Origin of the sequence: Vibrio sp. ECSMB14106 (genome assembly GCF_000972265.1) — a bacterium.
Classification (GTDB): domain Bacteria; phylum Pseudomonadota; class Gammaproteobacteria; order Enterobacterales; family Vibrionaceae; genus Vibrio; species Vibrio kanaloae.
In genome coordinates this window covers 1-18293 of the sequence record NZ_LAUM01000020.1, presented here as the reverse complement: position 1 = coordinate 18293, position 18293 = coordinate 1, and the positions used below count along the sequence as shown (strand labels likewise).

At 40.0% G+C, this 18293-nt stretch carries 18 protein-coding genes, 1 tRNA gene and 2 pseudogenes; 13 read left to right on the top strand and 8 right to left on the bottom strand.

Annotated features, from left to right (window positions below; translation table 11 throughout):
* The first annotated feature begins 20 nt into the window (after positions 1-20).
* The 3 genes from WR49_RS13935 to WR49_RS13925 all read left to right on the top strand — a co-directional run bounded on the left by WR49_RS13935 (position 21) and on the right by WR49_RS13925 (position 1623).
* Positions 21-395, top strand: coding sequence for a hypothetical protein (locus WR49_RS13935; protein ID WP_046224427.1), 375 nt, complete (start codon positions 21-23; stop codon positions 393-395).
* A gap of 50 nt (positions 396-445) precedes the next feature.
* Complete coding sequence (locus WR49_RS13930) at positions 446-925, top strand: hypothetical protein (RefSeq protein ID WP_046224426.1); 480 nt, start codon at positions 446-448, stop codon at positions 923-925.
* Positions 926-1191: 266 nt separating this feature from the next.
* Positions 1192-1623, top strand: a complete 432-nt coding sequence (locus WR49_RS13925) for a DUF2787 domain-containing protein (RefSeq protein WP_046224425.1) — start codon at positions 1192-1194, stop codon at positions 1621-1623.
* A gap of 198 nt (positions 1624-1821) precedes the next feature.
* On the opposite strand, the gene WR49_RS13920 is transcribed toward WR49_RS13925, so the two are convergent.
* Both WR49_RS13920 and WR49_RS13915 read right to left on the bottom strand, forming a co-directional pair.
* Positions 1822-2277 carry a hypothetical protein gene (locus tag WR49_RS13920; protein ID WP_046224424.1) on the bottom strand — a complete coding sequence of 152 codons (456 nt, stop codon included), beginning with the start codon at positions 2275-2277 and terminating at the stop codon, positions 1822-1824.
* A gap of 752 nt (positions 2278-3029) precedes the next feature.
* Entirely contained in the window at positions 3030-3911 is an 882-nt protein-coding gene (locus WR49_RS13915; RefSeq protein WP_046224423.1) for a helix-turn-helix transcriptional regulator, read from the bottom strand.
* Positions 3912-4178: 267 nt separating this feature from the next.
* Here WR49_RS13915 and WR49_RS13910 point away from each other — a divergent pair, with 267 nt between their 5' ends.
* Positions 4179-4445: a hypothetical protein gene (locus tag WR49_RS13910; RefSeq protein WP_046224422.1), complete on the top strand. Its 267-nt coding sequence runs from the start codon at positions 4179-4181 to the stop codon at positions 4443-4445.
* 297 nt (positions 4446-4742) lie between these two features.
* Positions 4743-4937, top strand: a complete 195-nt coding sequence (locus tag WR49_RS13905) for a hypothetical protein (protein ID WP_010434944.1) — start codon at positions 4743-4745, stop codon at positions 4935-4937.
* Between the two features lie 104 nt (positions 4938-5041).
* On the opposite strand, the gene WR49_RS13900 is transcribed toward WR49_RS13905, so the two are convergent.
* The 4 genes from WR49_RS13900 to WR49_RS13885 form a co-directional block, all read right to left on the bottom strand.
* The gene (locus WR49_RS13900) at positions 5042-5329 is read right to left on the bottom strand and encodes a hypothetical protein (protein WP_046224421.1); all 288 of its coding nucleotides are present in this window, start codon (positions 5327-5329) and stop codon (positions 5042-5044) included.
* Between the two features lie 42 nt (positions 5330-5371).
* Entirely contained in the window at positions 5372-5842 is a 471-nt protein-coding gene (locus WR49_RS13895; RefSeq protein ID WP_046224420.1) for a hypothetical protein, read from the bottom strand.
* Positions 5843-5902: 60 nt separating this feature from the next.
* Positions 5903-6502: a hypothetical protein gene (locus tag WR49_RS13890; protein WP_046224419.1), complete on the bottom strand. Its 600-nt coding sequence runs from the start codon at positions 6500-6502 to the stop codon at positions 5903-5905.
* 638 nt (positions 6503-7140) lie between these two features.
* Positions 7141-10008 (bottom strand): DNA polymerase, encoded by a 2868-nt coding sequence (locus WR49_RS13885; protein WP_046224418.1) that lies wholly within the window; start codon positions 10006-10008, stop codon positions 7141-7143.
* 419 nt (positions 10009-10427) lie between these two features.
* Here WR49_RS13885 and WR49_RS21070 point away from each other — a divergent pair.
* The 5 genes and pseudogenes from WR49_RS21070 to WR49_RS13865 all read left to right on the top strand — a co-directional run.
* Positions 10428-10700: pseudogene (locus WR49_RS21070) on the top strand (topoisomerase DNA-binding C4 zinc finger domain-containing protein); the annotation flags it as partial.
* Positions 10701-10945: 245 nt separating this feature from the next.
* Entirely contained in the window at positions 10946-12109 is a 1164-nt protein-coding gene (locus WR49_RS20820; RefSeq protein ID WP_052715041.1) for a hypothetical protein, read from the top strand.
* Positions 12110-12442: 333 nt separating this feature from the next.
* Positions 12443-12820: a hypothetical protein gene (locus WR49_RS13875; protein WP_156155679.1), complete on the top strand. Its 378-nt coding sequence runs from the start codon at positions 12443-12445 to the stop codon at positions 12818-12820.
* Positions 12821-12939: 119 nt separating this feature from the next.
* The gene (locus tag WR49_RS13870; protein ID WP_046224416.1) at positions 12940-13788 is read left to right on the top strand and encodes a hypothetical protein; all 849 of its coding nucleotides are present in this window, start codon (positions 12940-12942) and stop codon (positions 13786-13788) included.
* A 114-nt stretch (positions 13789-13902) separates the two neighbouring features.
* The gene (locus tag WR49_RS13865) at positions 13903-14454 is read left to right on the top strand and encodes a hypothetical protein (protein ID WP_052715040.1); all 552 of its coding nucleotides are present in this window, start codon (positions 13903-13905) and stop codon (positions 14452-14454) included.
* A 262-nt stretch (positions 14455-14716) separates the two neighbouring features.
* Here WR49_RS13865 and WR49_RS13860 read toward each other — a convergent pair whose 3' ends face one another.
* On the bottom strand, positions 14717-15262 hold the full coding sequence (locus WR49_RS13860) for a hypothetical protein (protein WP_046224415.1): 546 nt from the start codon (positions 15260-15262) through the stop codon (positions 14717-14719).
* A gap of 354 nt (positions 15263-15616) precedes the next feature.
* Positions 15617-15712, bottom strand: a pseudogene (locus tag WR49_RS21355) (RDD family protein); the annotation flags it as partial.
* Between the two features lie 195 nt (positions 15713-15907).
* Here WR49_RS21355 and WR49_RS13855 point away from each other — a divergent pair.
* The 3 genes from WR49_RS13855 to WR49_RS13845 all read left to right on the top strand — a co-directional run bounded on the left by WR49_RS13855 (position 15908) and on the right by WR49_RS13845 (position 17982).
* Positions 15908-15992, top strand: a tRNA-Leu gene (locus WR49_RS13855).
* A 245-nt stretch (positions 15993-16237) separates the two neighbouring features.
* Entirely contained in the window at positions 16238-16645 is a 408-nt protein-coding gene (locus WR49_RS13850) for a VOC family protein (protein ID WP_046224414.1), read from the top strand.
* An 83-nt stretch (positions 16646-16728) separates the two neighbouring features.
* Entirely contained in the window at positions 16729-17982 is a 1254-nt protein-coding gene (locus WR49_RS13845; RefSeq protein WP_046224413.1) for an HD-GYP domain-containing protein, read from the top strand.
* The last annotated feature ends 311 nt before the right edge of the window (positions 17983-18293 follow it).

Genomic DNA, 18293 nt, shown 5'->3' with positions numbered 1-18293 from the left:
TCTGGAATAAGGGAAAATACATGCAAGTAATAAAAACTTTTACAGAGTTAATGGCATTGAAAATGGCGAGCTCTGATAAGGACAATCTAATCGGCCATTTAACTGAAGCGACAGATGGAGACTTAAATGAGTTAGAGAACAGTTGGGACGAAATAGGCATCACCCTGATTTTGTTCGATGAGAGCGATACCAATCAAGACCTCGATAATATGGATGAACAAGCCAAGTACCTGATTAACTTCGTCACTAATCACCCAGAATACGTGTTGCTTATCGGCTCAATGGTCATTGCTCTAGGTGTCCTTAACGACCATGGCTCAGGTTGTTACCTAGCCGGGCATTCTAACTCTCAACTTCATCCAATCCAGACGCTACTCGCTCACGTTGATAGCTAGTCGTCACTCACACCGCAATATTTCGCATTATTACCGACAGGAGAATATCTATGAACCAACGCAAAGTAGACCCAGACTTCCCTAATGCTGGCACTCAAGGTGATCAGCACCAAGAGATTAATCATTTCGAACAAATCGTATTAACAGGTGCAGCGCCGAAATTAGCAGGGACTGGCAAGGTCTTGTATGAAGTGGCGTTACATAATGAAGAAAAGCAACTCTACTTCAGGATTACAGGGCAGGAAGGTGGTGCAGGGCTTCATTCAAAAGAGTGGCTATCTGTTAAAGCCATGCTTGAACTGATAGAGGCGCAGAAAGATAAACCATGGAAGAGTCAGCTGTACAAGCAGCTATTCAATGGTGGCTCGGCAAACAACCACTCGTTCTGTTCTGTGATAATTAGGGACTTAGGTTTAGCATCAAAAACGGATTCATCACGCTACTTACATGTACTTTCAACAGACTTCGAAGATAAGAAAAGTGCATTACTGGCACTCGCCAAATCTCAAACCACATCTAAGAAAAAATAATCCTACCAGACAGTAAGACGACAGAAGAAATTTGCTAAGTCGATGAGTTGTAATCTGTTTACTTCATCAGGTGATTAACGCCAACGAACGATGAGTAATACAGTCACCACTGATATCACCACTCGACGGATTTCAAATTTCTTGGGTTATCAGTGGAAGAGTTAATGACGAGATCAGAATACTCACCTCGAACCAAGCCATTTCCTAGTTTTCATACCTCGCACTACACAAGAGTGCATCCCTAACAAACTAAAAGAGAATTTATTATGAACTTAACTTTTGACGTTGAGCGCTTACTGCTGCCAGTAAGTGTCGATCTTCAAGATACTTTAAACCGAGTGATCAGCGAATCAGGCAAATGGACACCCATGATCCAATCGGTCGTGATTAACTTCCGAGATACAAGCTACAGCTCTGAGGACGGCGGTTTTCATCCTGTTGAAATCAGGCTTGTTCGACTCTATGACCAATGGGTATTTGATTACATTACTGACTTTGCGTATTGCGGTGGTCCCTATCCCGAACTGGTTAAAGAGGTGGATTTCAACTTCGGATGTGGGACAGCGAGCTTTTCCTATGTTCAGGAATTACCAATAACAAGTAGTGAGGTAATGGAGTTCTATTCGATGTGGGAATCCAACTTTCTAAGTTACATCGGAATGGACTGTTTTGATGAGATAAAAGTCACGGTGGATTAGTCCATCACTAACGAATCAAGTTGAAAGCATCATGTATGCACCATAAAATCTGCCTCTCACTTCCTAGTGAAATCAAGGCTTCCCATTGTCCCATGTAACTCATGGTGTGATGGGAAGCCTTTTTCATTTGGGTAGCAGGCGTTTTGTTATTAAAGACTCCCATTGCTATCTGGAAGCAATGGGAGCGAGTGTTTAGGTTTAGCCTGCTAGTTCAATCAGGGCTTGTTGAGCTTGTTGCTCTTTACTGTCAAGGCTTGATGGAAGAGCGTAACTCTTAATGTTTGGTAGTGAGTTCAAGTACTTGAAAAAACCTTGAATTGTCATAGGTTGTACAGGTTCGAAGTAAGCTTCTTCATCATCACCAAATGAAAACTCTGAGCAGTACATTACAAGATCTTCTTTCTCATAAATCAGGGCGACAGAGCGAGAGTCTTCAAAATCACTATACGCTTTGAACTCCAAGTGTAGAACTTCCTGACCCTCAACATTCGATAGGAACTCAGCTCCAGCTTCAATCGTATAGTGGTCAGCGTCGACTGACATTGTACACATTCCCATAATTGCCTCATGAGCATGTGCTGCTGCGTTGCATTTAGCTAGCTTTTCACTAGTACAACCATTTAATAGCCAATCTTCTTTGTTGAATTGAGTCATTATTGTCATTTCCTAACTTATTAATTTAATAAGCTATTGTAATGGGTGCTAATCTACTGATTTTCAAGGGTTATAATTTGTTAGGTAGATATTTATTACTGCATGGCAATGTTCTTTTGAGTCTTATTGTCAGATAGTTTCCTATTGCTATGTCGAAGTAATAGGAGTGAATATTTACATCTAGGTATGACAACTTGGCCATTTTTTCACTTTTGATATGAGAAACAAGGTCAGAACGGGCGTTTTACCACGACATCGAGATAAGCATTGATTGGAATGGAAACTTGCAATTTATAAGCTCAATGACAAGTTTAATCCATTAAAACCACTCTCGCTAAAACAACCAAGTTATCTGACTCATGGTAACCACCACAGCGACATTGGTGATATCGACGATAAACAGATATGGACTGGATTCAGTGGTTTTAAGCAGAGTTCTAGCATCAGTTCTCATAGTAATTCCCCTATATAATAACCTGCTCAAAGCGCAGTTATTTATTAGTTAGTCACCGTTCACCGAAAAACAGCATCGTTTTGAGTCTTCCCTTAACTGGTATCGGTTCGAAGTTTCGTAAAATACCCCAGTTCCTATATCTAGCATCCAAAGCTTACAAACCTCTGCATAGTGGTTTCTTTATGACACGGGGCGACTACAACAGAGAACCGAAACGACATTATGTCTTGGTGGTTACATTTAATCTCAACGAACCATCAACAAGCCCAACGACGCGCTTCAATCTACTTTGTATCTTCTACTTGGTTGAGTCTAGATACGCTTGGAGCTCTTGCTTCAACAAGTAACGTATCCAATCAGGTGAGAGCACCTCTGCATGAGGTAACCATGTTTTAAATTGGCGTAGTAACTCTGGTATGTTCTTGGTTTGGTGACTAATTAACACATCACCGGAATCTAGCTCTTTCAATACTCGGAAGTCATCTGCATTACCTTCATTTAAGAAAGCTTCTACGCCTTTAGCGCTCATCTGTATAAGAACTTCAACGGGATTGAATAGTTCATCTTCATATCCACAACCAGTCAGCTTCTGTTCAATGCTAGGGTTAGGAGAGTATTTACCCTCGTAACGCACTAACTCACGAACCTTAGCGACTCTGAGTGACTCTAGGCGGTTTCTGTGTGTCCCGACAATGAACCACAATCCGCGTTCATTCAACAGTTTGTAGCTGTGGAACTCATCGTAGGTTTTCCCTTCATGGCTAAAGCTGATCACGTTTCGTCGCTGTATCGATTCGATAAGTTTCTCGAACACCGAAGCATTGTCGCTAATGTCTTCAATTTGAGGGTTCTTGAATAGAAAGGGTGGGGTGCTCTTGTTGTTCAGTACGCCATTACTTAGGTAGTGCTTACCGGAAAACAACGTATCGAACCCCATTTTCATCAACAGCAATGACACTTCATTATTGGTCTGTCTACCCAGCACTTGTGGGTCTAGAAAGTAACAAGCACCGTCACGCTGAATAGGTAAGTAATTTAACCGTTCGTTGAAGTCCCGATTTAACGTCCTTCTTGCAACTCCAAATTCACGACTTAAATCTTCTAGATGCAATTTCTCACCCGTATTCAAACGGGTAAGGATGATGCCAAGTCGTTTCGCTAGTTTGTCATGCTCTTTCATTCTACGCATTGTAGATAGGTCACTCGTCAGGTGGTGTCGCACTGAGAAAGAACCTGATTATTTCTAGCGAATTTTCATAAGGTTACTGATATTGCTATACCTTTCATTAGCTACCTCTAGGTATGCCTTACAAGGCATTCATCAATCATTTCAATATTTCTACACCTGAGCGACACACCCTGTCGTTCACCCTCTTTAAACTAATCATCAATCACGTTAACGCCGTCTCTTATAAGCGGCGTCATTACGTATTTAAGGAAAACAAAAATGAAAAAATCAATCATCCTGCTAGGTCTAACTTCGCTTTTCGCATCTTCAGTATTTGCAGGTGGCACGTTCGGCGGTAATCCGGGCGATATCTCGAAAATGAAAGAACTGCTAGAGCCGCAATGGAATGGTAAAGCAGGTATTCAGAATACAGCGTCTTACGGTGTCATCGTTCAATGGAAAGCGGATGTCTGTGGAACCATGAATGGTCATGTCACTGATACGACGAAATGCACCTCAGACACCCCGAAAGGTAAAGCACAATAAGGTTTGTTGCGGAGCTTGGCTCACGATATCTCAGTTACGAAATTGGAACTCTCTAGGCTGAGGTATCAATGAGCTCCGCAACACCCAATAAACCAACAAGAAGGAGCCTTTACATGGCGATTAAATCGATTACAAAGTTAGTAACTACTTGTCCAGCATGCGGTGAGCGTGCATATGATGATGGTAGCTGTCAGGTGTGTGGTCACTCTCACTAAAACTGCATTAACAAAAGCTCTAAAGGGTCATGTTCTTCATTGAGCATGGCCCTTTTCGTATCTACAGAAAAGGAGTAAGTACGTGGATAAAGACAACTATTCTGAACCACAAAAAGGATCAGAGACTCTATCTAAAAGTAGGAAGGAATTAGGATTTAAAGCTGCTCAACTTGGTGGTGCTATAGGTCTTCGATTTGGTGGGCCATATGGAATGTTAATTGGGACAATCTGCGGATTTTCAGCAGGAATTTTGATTGATGAGGTACTGGAGGACTAGAAAGGGTTGAGGTGTTAACGTCTTGGTTAACACCTCGATGTAGGCAATCATCGGCAATAAATCTGGGTAAGGTCTGGTCAATAATACGGGCATATTTTTTTCTTTTAGAACATGTTACGTCCCATTACCTCATTGATGGTTTCTTGCAATTTTTCAGCGGTTTCCTTGTAACCAAATGAGTTTCGTTTTGGCTCATAAGCATGGAATAAATTATCAGGTAACTTACGCATTATCATACCCAAACGAGGGATTTTACCGTGTAGAGATTCGACTTTTTCAGCTGCACGTTGTACTTCATTCTTTCGCTTGATACGTGGTTGATTACCTTTATTACAATCCTTTAAAAACGTATCTACTAGTCGTTTATAACGTGTCGGTGTTTTAGGTTTCATGAGTCATACTCCAGAGTTTATTAAGGGCTAATCTGAGCAACATTAAGCTGCTTGGTTATAGAAATTCCAGTTTGGCTTGTAACGGCGAGATGGGGTTTTACTCTCAGTCGCTTTGTGCATTTCTTGGATAATTAAATGTGTCATATCCAAATCATCACAAGGGATGAAAGACAAAATACGGTTGTGTTGGGTTCGCAGAATGACACCGCTGTATTTAGAGCTTTGATGTTGTTCGTAACCCAATATAGAGTTCTTACGTACCCAACTACCTGTTGGAAGGGTTATCCAGTAGTTAGCATCACGAATGCAGAGCTTTTCCAACTCAGAATGCAATGCTTCGAGCTTTTTCTCACTCTTTTCATCTTTAAGTTTTAAGTGGGCTAACTGCTTCCCGTTTCCTGCTCTGACACTAACGTGGTTTTTGTTCTTGTTGATTGATGCTATGAGACTTGGTGACACCTGTAACTTGTCACTGAATACAGTCACCGTGTTCTTTTTTACTTCGATTGCCATGAACGCTCCTTAATAGTCGATAGCAAAACCGAAACGTCATAATGTCGTTTCGGTAACAAGTTATGCAGCTTCAAGGGGGGATTGACCTTCTAACTGTTGGCGTAACTTATCGTTCTCGTCTTCAAGTTCTTTCAAGCGAGATTCCATTTCAGTCAATTTATTCAGAAGACCATTACTTTCAGATTGATTAGCTCTTTCTTTCTCAACTTTTAACTGAGTTGCAAAGTCCTTCAACATTGCATTGATGGTGTCAGAATTAACATCGGGGTGTTGTTCTAGATGTTGTTTAATTTGCTCACGTAAAGGGGCATAACGTTTACTCGATAGCTTGTAAATGTTGGTAAATCCCACTTTGCGACATTCTTCCAACGTTCCAAAATCAGATAAACCTGTCCAACGCGTTAACGTGCGTTTATCAACCGTACGTCTACCGTTACCGATAATATTTTCATCACGCCATTTACCGAACTTATTCTTGTTCCCTTGGAAGAGCTGTCTAGCTTCATGCATTGCAGCACCAATATCGTACTGAGCTTGTTCACACTGTTCTTTATCAACAACACGAGCAGCTCCAGCGTTCGACAAGTCGTTAACTACTGCATCAGCTAATTCTTTTAGACGGCTATCGGTGGGCTCTACGGCTTTATTTTTATCAGTCATTTTCTTTACTCCAGATTAGAAAGAGCTCCATTTAAACTTCTTTTACCCATGTGGTCAAATGATAAATTTCATATAATTCAGGTACTTATGTTTGTTTTTGAATGTTTCTAGAGAAAGGGCGGGAAGTGGATTACAAGGGGGCGCATGAGCGTTTAAAAGGTGTTTAAAGAGGGGGTTACCGGTTTGCTTGTCACTTAAAAGGCAGATTTAATCCCTCGGTAGAATCGGTTTAAGAGTCTGTTAGGTGTGTGGCGGTATGTTTTTTGAACAGGAAAATCCAAGGTTCTTTATGTTTTATTTCCGTGATTTAGATCTCATTCGTGAGGTTGGTCAATAATAGACAGTTACCTGTTTGCCATTGATAGTGTCAAAAATCACGATAGACTAACTCAGCGTGAATTGAATAATTTCATTTAAATCATAGCATTAGGAAAGAAAATGGATGTTGCATCTTGATAGTGTAATTAGGTCACGCAATTCACCGCTGATTACATCAGTAATCTCACCACGAAATCGTAAACCTAATCTCCTATCAAGACACAACATCCATTAATAGGTTGTTTTTTCTTTAAAGTCAGCAGTTTAAACAATTACACCTTAGCGATAACCACTGTTTTTTCTGCTATCTATAACTTCTATCACGAGTCCTTCAGCATCATTTTTACTTCATCCAGTTCGTCTTTATGGAAAAAGTGTTCTATCTCCATGTCAGGGAACGTTTCAATTAACCAATGTAATAGCGGTATGAGTCTTGGGGTTGCAGCGAGTACATTAGGGCGGAAAGCTGCCTGTCGTGAATTACTGATAGCGTTCGGAGCGATTTCAAATCCTGCATTGTTAAACAGTTCGGTAAGTTGTTTGAGGGTGAGTTTCTTACCTTTAATGGTTTTGGTCAGTCCGTAGCTCTCTTTAGATAGTGCTCTCAATGTAAGCTTGAGTAAGACACCGTGTGAACCATCTTCTTCATATTTAATGTGTGAGCCTTTAAGTAGTGGCTTCGTCTTGCTGTAATCGATCCAGTCTTCCCAGTCGCTCATATTTTTAAGGCAGTTAGTACGTCTCCACCCATCGAACAATGCGCGAGTCTGTTGTCCCTCTTGCTCGTTCTTCCAAGGTACGGTTTCGAAATAGATATGCTCGACGATGTGACCTTTTGGATGGCGGATTTTGGTCATGCGAGGATTTACGGGTTTACGCTTAAAGTCGAACTCTAAGTTGAGTGTCTTTTCTCGTTGGATTTCTATCAGATCCATATCCTTGAGATACATATCGCGTGGAGAGATCAACGAGTTGTTAGGGATCTTCTGTCCGGGATAGCGATCTAAGAACAGTTCGACCATATAAGCATTTTCTTTTTCAGGTGATGCTAGTGCTGCTTCTGGTGGTTTGACGCCTGCTTTTGCGATTACAGGCTCTGTTTCACCGTGTTCACCTGTTAGTTGACCACGGGTTTTCATGGCGATGATCTGTTTTGCATGGTGCTTAAGCTTGATCATCTTTCCGTCACCCGTTTGCTCACAGATCTTGCTGAATCGTTTGCTGATGGTTCCTGAAACGTGGAGTTGTTCTTCGGTACAGTCTACGAGATACCCATCTGTTGTGGCACTTACAACGGTAACGTCGTCGCCATGGTGTTTATGAATCCCTGCTAATTGCTCTGAGAGAACGGATCTCACAAAACCAGTGGCACTGGCCGAAAAATATGGATTAGTAACAGGAGAGTGCGGTATGTTTTTACTTAATCCATCTGATGTGTTGAAGCCCCGTTTTCCCTTCAGTCCCTGCCCTAATTTACCATACAGCGTGTTGCCAATCTCTTTCCAGAGCTTCTGTCTAAATGTATCGTTCTCATCGGTGTACTTTTGTCTTTGCTCTCTGATGAGTTCGGTGAAGCCTTTAAAGAGTGGTTCTTTATCTTCAATCCATGGAACAATAACCCCGAACTGAATTTCAATATCACATCCCATGTTATGTGCGACTTCAATTTCGGGAGCTGTACAGTAAGAGTAACCTTCTAGTGGATAATATAATCCATAGAGTTCAGTTCTTACTGGAAGGGATGGAAATTTCGTAGTGTCTTTATTGAAGCTGAACTTAACATAAGCAAACCCCATCTTGTGACCAAGGTAATCATTGATGTTTGTTGAGGTGAAGCTTCTCTCAAACGAAACGGGTTTAATGTCCATTAACGCATTGACGTAGGCCGTAGCAAGGTCAAAATCGTTGTAGTCGCCTAAGTTTACGCCACCAAACACGTAACATTCGTTTCTGCCGCCATGAAAACAATCGACACTGAGCTGTTCGAAGATACGACGACCTGCTGTGATGACAGTTTCTTTCTTCTGCATTACTCGACCTTTAGTTTGATTCCAATATTGAATCGTTTTGGTCTCCATACCGAGTGCTTGGTTTAATGCGTCTTTATCACCTGTGAGTGCTTTGAAGAGTGATACTGAGAAGTTACCTAGTGTTGATGGTAGATGTTTAAATTGAAGTTTATCTAACCGTTCTTCTGGAACTTTATCTTTGAGTGATGCTTTGATGTCTTCGAGGGCGAAATGTTGCATCTCTAATCCGTATTTAACTGTTATTTCGGCATCTCTTAGGGCATAGCGGAGGAAGAGTGGTTCATCTGAAACTAACAGTTCATCCATTCGATCTTTACGGTAAGGCTCTGGGATTACTTCTTTAGGTATATGAATCAGCTCTCCTATGCTATCAAGTCCACTTTGCCCCGGGCTTAGTAGTAATGTATCTACAAAGCGCACGCTACTCTCACGTTTCTTACCATGCTTGTCTGTAAAATGAACAGGTTCTGAAGCCTGTTTTGTTCTGCCTACTGCGTCTAAATCGATGCCGTATGCGCCACGGGTTGACGCGACGGTGCCTCTAATGACCTCCAGTTTTGCTTTTTGGCTGGTATCCCAGAACGCTTCGAAGGACACCATATCTGCTCTGAGGTAATGTGCGTAGATATAGATGTCTTTAGGCCAGCCTTTAATGAATCCACGACCGATAGCAGCTTGAAGTGTCTCAACTAAAAATTCTTCAAACTTCTTACGGGGTTTCTTAACTTTGTTGATGGCTTTGAGTTCATCTTCACGACTCTTGTTTGCTGCTCTAGATTTCTTAATTACCTCAGCAACAGGGGTCAGTATCACATCGCTCATGTGGTGCTCACCTGCGATTAGGTAATACTGATAGGACAGAATGTCGTTTCGGTTTTCTTCTTCGTTGTAGACATATTCGCTGTCTATACCAATGTGAACGGCTTCATCATTACCTTTGAGTGCTTGCCAAGGTGATTGTTTTTCATTCTCGAAGTAGATATCGAGCTCTTCATCGACGGCCTTGCTTGAGTATTCATCGGTTTGCTCTTGTTCTAGAAATTCGTCAAGTTCAACGTCGGTTGATTCTGTGGTCTGGTCGGCGGTTTCTGCTTGGAAGTATTCTTCGAGTTCTTTATCTATGATTTCTACATGGTTAGATTCATTTTTCTGACTCATCGTTATTCTCTTATGACCAAGTGTTTTATAAGTATCTGAAGTGTCAGTCTTTATACCACAGTGTAAATCTGGTGTTGAATGTAACTTCGAGTAGGCTTGGTGTGTGAGTGTCGTGGTTATGTGAGGTGAATGAGTGGTAGTGCGATGATTTTAGATTTTCTGAAGTTGGGTATGGGAAGTTGGAATCTGAGCTAAGGTGGAAACCCTTGGCTGATATGGGAACTTTGAAAACGATGCTGTTTTTCGTCGAACGTAACTAAACTAATAAATAACTCTGGTAAGAGGTTGAATATTAATGATAATTAGCATAGCAGTGAGTGCTGGGTGGTTGAGTCTGAAAGTCCTAGGAACCTATGTGAGTTATAAAAAGCCTAATCCCTGAGTGGGGTTGGGTAACATCTATCTACGGTAGATTTATTGATTTCACTTCTGAAGCAATTGCTTTCGCAGTTGATAAGCGCTTGTGGTTGGTTAATGGCAGTGAGCTGGTCCACATGGTCGAAGATGGACGCAGCTTTCTGAGTAAACCAGTAATACCTGAACCTGAAAGAGTGTCGGCTGTTGAAGATAGAGTTTGCCCTAGCTGCCAATCTAAGCTTGTGATGCGTGTTGCTAAAAGGGGAGTTAATTCTGGTAAGAGTTTTTATGGCTGTTCGACTTATCCGAAGTGTCGCTACACCTGTGATTGTTAATATATGTGCAAATTATAATCGCAGGGAGTAGGCAGAATCGGTTAGTGATCACATCGTGATAGAAGTGTTACTTAACTCATTTCTGCCCCGAAGTTTGCCAGCCTAAAATTTAGGACACATTTCTCTTGTCATAAATTGACCTACTTTCTCTAATGACTGACTATATAAATAGTTTGGTATGCCGATACCTATAATTCTCAGTGGTTATACAGTCCAGGTTATGGCGAAACTTAAAAGGTTTAAATATGGAATTACGGTACGAATTCTCCGAAGAAGAATTTCTTAACCTTTGCCTTAAAAATCTCAACCGAGAATATTCTACGGTAGCGGAAGATCTGTACGAAGCCCTTTGTCATTTTCTTAATACACCTAATTTAATACCTGTTTTTGATGTGAAGCATCGTTATAAGCAAGAATTTTATGATGAGCATTTGTCACTTAGGGAATACATAAATCGAGGTAGGCTGACACTCCCATACGTAGAGTTCGAGTTGAGTTGTAGCAAAGATATAGACTTAGAAGTGACTGAAATCTACCTACCTACGTTTATTCATTTGGGTAGCCATAAATATGGTGGAGGAGCAACTCAGCGTTACAAAATTAAGAACAGTAAGCTGAAGACAAAAAATAAGTCATCCACTACTTTGCTTAGTGTAGAGTTTCCTCATGCTCTTTTGAAGAAACTGAACTTGCTTGTAACGCCTGTAGAGTTGCTATTGCCTTCAAAATTGGGAGTCTGGGAGTGGAGACAAACCTTTTACAATAAAATTTCAGGTCATAGCTTTTTCTGTTCATGCTTTAAAGACGCACTCGCGAAGGATAAACAAGGATTGCCTGTAAAACATCCTCATATTAAAGACGCACTAATTAATCAATCATTTAGAGATTCAATTTGTCACTTATGTACTGAAAAAAACTCCGATCTTATGTTTTGCCATAAAATGTATGGGTCTGCGTTCAAAGTTAAATATGGTGCATATATTCGAAAATATGAGATTCAAGAAGGAATCGACGAAAAAGAAGCAGAAAATCGAGTCAGGGAGCTGAAAGGCGTGGCAAGAATAGGAGAAAGATGGATAAATGAAACCCTGCTCTTTAACTATATCGAAGTGTTATTTCCTCAATATGTAGTACAACGTGAGGCTTCTCCCTATTGGTTAGAGAGGCAAAGATATGACGTTTTCATCCCTGAATTAGGTCTTGCTATCGAGTATCAGGGGCAGCAGCATTATGTTGCCGTAGAACTGTTTGGAGGGAGAGAAGGTTTACAAACTACTAAACAGAGAGACAAAGAAAAGCTACAACGAAGTAAAGATAATGGTATAGATATTATCTACTTTAATTATAAAGATAATTTGACTGAGAAACTGGTTCATAGCCGATTAAGGAATTATTTGAAAGAAAAGTAGTTTTAGTGAGACTTTTGCTGGCGAATATCTGACCATTAAGTCGATATATCAGCGTGATTTCTGCTGGCAAAAAACTGCCCCGAAATCGTTTAGCTCAAGACTTATGACCACTCTCTCATGTCAGTTCTTGACCAACTTTCCCTAATAGCAGATTATGAGCTTGGTTGAGCATTTGCGACTATGAAGACATGTTCTGTAATTTGTGATAGCAAGGAAGAATAAGATATATAAAACAGTATGTTGCTGTTATGATATCTGTGTTTTCTAAAATATTAGAAAGACAATGTGTGCTGAAAAGACACTGTTAGAACTATGAAAAAATGGGGTGTATTAATGGATAACGAAGAAAATAATTCATGGACAAACCTTTATAGAAAAGGAATATTATTTTCTTTAACTGGATTCATTTGTGTGTGTTTATGTTTTCTTATTGGATGGAATGGTTGGTTTAATTTTTTTGACGATAAGCCAGCTTTATGGTTTCAAAGAAGTGGATCTATCATGCTTGTCTTTTTAGTCATAGCGGACTATCACGTCTATAAAATGAGTAATGATGTCGATGATTTAGATGGATGTCCTCCATACGCAGTCCAAACCAAAGATAAATATCGGGTTTTCGTTAGGCCGTTGCCAGCAATTGCGTCACTTTTAACTTTAATTGCGACTTTGGTGTGTGGATATGGTGATTTGATATACACGGTGCTTTCATAGTTCTAACAATCCAATGCAATTGACGCAATCGATCTTCGCAGTTGCGGTTTAAAGTTTTTTAAACGCTTTGGTTACAGCGCAATGCGCAATTGATTGGGGCGTTAGCTTCACGAGGTAATATGAAAGTTATAAATAAGATTCTGGATGATTACACAGATTATTGCCATCAAAAACTTACCGAAGAATTCGGAACATATAGCCTTGGCGCATATGACCCTATTTATTTGTATCAGAGATATAAATGCAGAATTCTTGATAATAAGCCAAGAACAGTTCTTGAGGCAAATGATTTAACAGTCCCACAAATTTATCAGTCTGCTTATCAAGAAATTATCAGTGACATTGAAAATGGTAATAATATAAAAAAATACCAAAGTAGAAATTTAAAAAAGCTAGATTACGATGATGACATGTTATCTCACTGGGGAATTCAACACTTTCATCTAGGACAAACTCTAGAAAATGATGGATATGTTAAAAGAACGGAAAATTTACTGTTCATTCATTTTTCTGAATCTAATGCGCACATCCTAGGGTTCTTTCATCATGGGGCATGGTCTGATCTAGACATTATCGAAATTCTCCACGAGAACTGGCCTCAGGAATTGGCTGTTTTTAAATCTGGAAGTAATGTTGCTGCTCTGACTGAATTGGAATATAAAACGCTACGAAAGAAACATGCTAATGCGAACGTAACAGTAAATGATGGAACAGAATATCTGTGTCCAGGCATGGGTGTAACTGCAAATGGCGCTCCCGTATTTGCAACAATGAATTCGCAAAAGGTAATTTTCATGTTTAATAGGGCATTTGAATTAATTCGTGAAAATATTGTACTGATACTTGAGTTAGATCCAGAACGACGAACGAGTGAGACATTAACGATTGGTATGGAGATAGTTGATTCAACGCATTCGATTGAATATCACATTAAGGAAACAGGTTTTAAATTTACATTATCAAGCTAACAATCCAACTCAATTGACTCAGTTAAACTCTGCGATTGTGGTTTAAAGTTTTTCAACGCTTTAATTACTGTAAAGTGTGCAATTGATTGGAACGTTATATTCTTAAGGAGCATCATGGGGCATTCAATATCTTTTTATAAAATATTCAGTGATTCAATGTTATTAGAACAAATTGTATCGGGAAGCCGTAGTTATATCGAGGCATTACATCTCTCATATTCAAATGAAAAAAGATATATCTATGAGATTACTGAATTGGATTTTTCCTATGACGAATATTTAGGTTGGTTACACGAAAATGTTAGCTCATTGCTAATTCAATGTGCAACTCAAACTCGAATATATAAGGACACATACTCTCCTGATGAAGAACCTGAAGAAGGAGAAGAGTTTTACTCATCAGACATTGAAGCTTATGAGCATTTTCCGAATATAGTTGAAGTAATTTCTGGAAAATTTAGACCTTCACTAAGGGAGTGTTGTAATAAAATTATTCATGCTGAAGCTTTTGAGTTGGAACTAGTAAGTAATGAAAGTACTAAAAAACACTGGAATGGGTTTTGTATTTTAAAAGGTACGTATAATCAGCATAACTGGCTCATTAAATTAGACGTCCGAAAATTTTGTATGGCAATTCGGTATTACTACGAAGTGGAAAAGAACTGATAGTAACTCGCAATGAATTTAATAAACGCTCAAGGCATTAACATACTTTTCCTAATGCGATATAAACGCTTTAGAACACTAGGCCTAAATCATTTCTGTCCAATTATGAGTTAGGACATTAAAAAAGAGGCTGATGCTTCAGCCTCGATATTAATGGTAATCCTGTTTGAGATGTTACACTGAATTCAGAATACAGCCTTAAATGCTTGGGTCGAGAATTTCACTTAAAAATCGCACTTTGCAAGTGATACTTATGCAGTTTTCAGTTTAGAAGCGAGGTAAAACGACTGTCTGTTACAATTGCGTTGATTAGCTCTTCTACTGCTGGCTCAAATTCATCGGGCATATTTTCTCTACATGCAACTCCGCCCAAAAAGCTACCAGAATATTCATGTCGGTGCACTACATTAAAAGACTCGCCATTAGAGCTTTCAACTTTCATATCAAAGCTCCAGTGACCGTCCGTCATACCAGATGATGATGTGGTGCTATTTAAATTACCTGATAGCGTGATTTTTGAATTTTCATCAAACTTATTAGCCATCTTTAGCTCATCAATAAATGCATTCTCAATGTACTCATTGATAGCTTCAGAGTTTGGCATTATCACAGGATTAGCTAGACGGCACATTACACTTGTAACTTCTGTTGTTGCCGTGATGTCACTAACATTAACTTTTTTGTCAATACTGCGAAGTGCAACAGCATTATCCGCTGATGGCGTGTAATGATCGACTCGAGCTGAACAAGCTGACAAAATAACTGCCATGATTGTTACAGTAATCCCCTTAACTATTACTTTGTTCATATTTACCTTTAATAAATGGTTATAAATCAATAGAGTAGGTAAGGTACATGGAAAAAATGGTGGCACAATCTAATCTGTTAATCTTTTTAAGATTGCTCACAATAATTCACTTTAGATTATTATTCTTATTTTGGTGAATTCACGTAAGTTTTAAATTAAGTACCAGAGGGTAGGCTAACAAGGTGTTGTCCAGAAATGAGTTTGAATGTAGTTCGACTAGATCTGCTTTGATGGAACCGCCACGCCCGAAGGCAACGGGATTTTGAAGAGGTAGTGTGTTGAAGCGATTGGAGGACTGTTTGAGGGGCTATATATGGTTTATCAATTCCGTCGCCAGCTCTGCGGTAGCATTTCCATCATTTCAATAGCGATTACAATAAGGGCGTCATAGAACAAAGCACCAAATCGGCGCATTACTCCTGCTGGTGGCAGAGTGTTTGTTGATGTCATGGTGTTATTACTTCTTCAAAAATTGAGGCGTCAGAATATAGTTTAAGGCTTAGCGTGAAAAGAGACATAACGCACAGCTTATGACTTAGTGGCGAAATTATCGGCAAACACACATGAATTCAAGTTTTTATACTTGCCACATCAGTTCGCATACGTATAATGCCAAGCATCGAAAGGGCAACGCCCCAAGATAATGCCGGTATGGTGAAATTGGTATACACGACGGATTCAAAATCCGTTGCCTTCGGGCGTGGCGGTTCAAGTCCGCCTACCGGTACCATATTCAAATGATAAAGCCTCGACGAAAGTCGGGGCTTTGTTGTATCTGGGGTATAGGAAGTGTTGCCTTCGTGGTGGCGGCATGAAGGTTTCTTCAATCAGACGGATCTATATGTGTCACTCCTAAATCCCATAGTTTCCCTTCGCTATTCGATCTGATAATGAATTAATTATCTTAAATCATGATGTTACCTGACATTCTCCCTTCTATTGTCTATGTTTAAAGGACTAACAGAGGAGAGAAATATGCTGACAGTAACCCCTTACTTATTTTTTGATGGTCGTTGTAGTGAAGCATTGGATTTTTATCATAAGTGTTTTGGTGGTGTGGTTTTATCTAAGCAACTTTTTAGTGATGCACCACAGGTAGTCGAGGGGGCTCAACCTGATTGGGTGATGCATGCTGAGTTTGAAGCGTTTGGTATGAAGCTGATGATGTCTGATGGTGTTAAGGCAAAAGAACTTGAAGGCAACAATCTCGCTCTCTCTCTTGTGACTGAAGATACCGCGACTCAAGAACAAATCTTTGAAAAGCTCAAGAAGGGAGGGCGGATAATGACTCCACTCGCAGATACTTTTTGGGGGGCTCGATTTGGCAAAGTAGAAGATAAATTCGGTATACGCTGGATGGTGCACTGCGACTCTTTAAGTTGAGCCTGTGAAATTGGATAGTGAAATTGCTGCTTGGTTTTATTAGAATTATAAATAGAGATTAATCATCAATATTATATATAAAAATGGGCAGCATAAAGATTACCGTAGATCGCATTCAGCCCGGTCTGCATATACGACTCCCCGTAAAATGGAATGAACACCCATTTTTATTCAACAGCTTTAAAATCAAAGATGACGCTCAAGTAAAAGTAATTCGACATCTTGGGATTAAGCACGTCTATATAAACCTGAGTCAAAGTGATACCTCACCTTTACCTGTTAATCACGTAGGTGAACAAGAAGTCGATATTGATTCACAGGTAGGCCTTGAAACGGAAAGAATGTGGAAAGATAAGCATGAGCGTATCGAAACCCTTAGCTCTTACCGCCGCAGGGTGAGTCATTGTGAGAGAGAGTTTGAACGTTCGCTTGCTCGAATGCGATCTGTGATGACCAAGATCCGTAACAGACCTTTAGATGCGGTAGGGGAGGTTAAGGCTCTTGTTGATGATATCGTTGAAACTCTAGTGAGCGATGATAACGTCACCTTGCACCTTATGAATGCTAAAGCGGATTTCGAAGATATTTACTTTCATACTCTAAATGTTTCGGTTGTTGCACTGATGATAGGTAAGGCCAAAGGCTATAACACACAGCAATTGAAAGACCTCTCATTCGCAGCGTTGTTTCACGATGTAGGCAAGATCAAAATACCAGTCGCGATACTAAGAAAGCAGAGTGCACTAACGGTGCCAGAAGAGAACTACCTGAAGCTTCATACTAAATACGGTGCGGATATTGTATCGGCAATTGATGACTTTCCTGAAAGTGCTAAAAAGGTGATCGCTCAACATCATGAGATGAATGATGGTTCTGGTTACCCCGAGGGCTTAAAAGAACATGAGATTGATGAGTTTGCCAAGATAGTCGCCGTGGCTAATGCATTTGATAACCTTTGCCATGGTAAAACGCAATCTCAACAAATGATCCCGTATTTGGCACTGTCCCACCTATATAAGAGCTGCAAGCACCTATATAGCCAAGATAACTTGGGGCTGTTAGTTAAGTTCATGGGAGTCTATCCACCAGGAACTGTAGTACAGCTTTCAAATGATTCTATTGGGATTGTGATATCCGTTAACGCTAAACATATGCTTTATCCAAATGTACTTATCTATGATCCTAGCGTGCCAAGAACCCAAGCTCCGATCATTGACCTCTTTATTAAAGAGATCAAAATCGTTAATGCCGTTCATCCAAGCAAATTACCTGAACAAGTTCGAGAATATCTAAGCCCTAGGGCTCGTTTATCTTACTTTTTTGATAGAGGAGAGTAGTTATCCACAGGTCGTTGTGGGTAATCTGTTCGGAACTTGGGGTGAAAGTGGTATAAATAAGCTCTTGGTTGAAATGTCTTCGCTTAACCTCTTTTTTCAATAAAAAACGCATTTATTGCTTGCCAATATGAGCTGCATCTCTATAATGCCGCCTCACTGACACGGCAGACGCTACAAGGCTTCAGCGAAGAATGTTAGTAAGGCAACTAGCTTTAAGCGATGATTCGCTTCTACTTTTAGAAAGTAGAAATTAATTCCAAATAAGTGTTTGACACTGAGAATTAAATCGCTAGAATGGCCGCCTCTTCCGA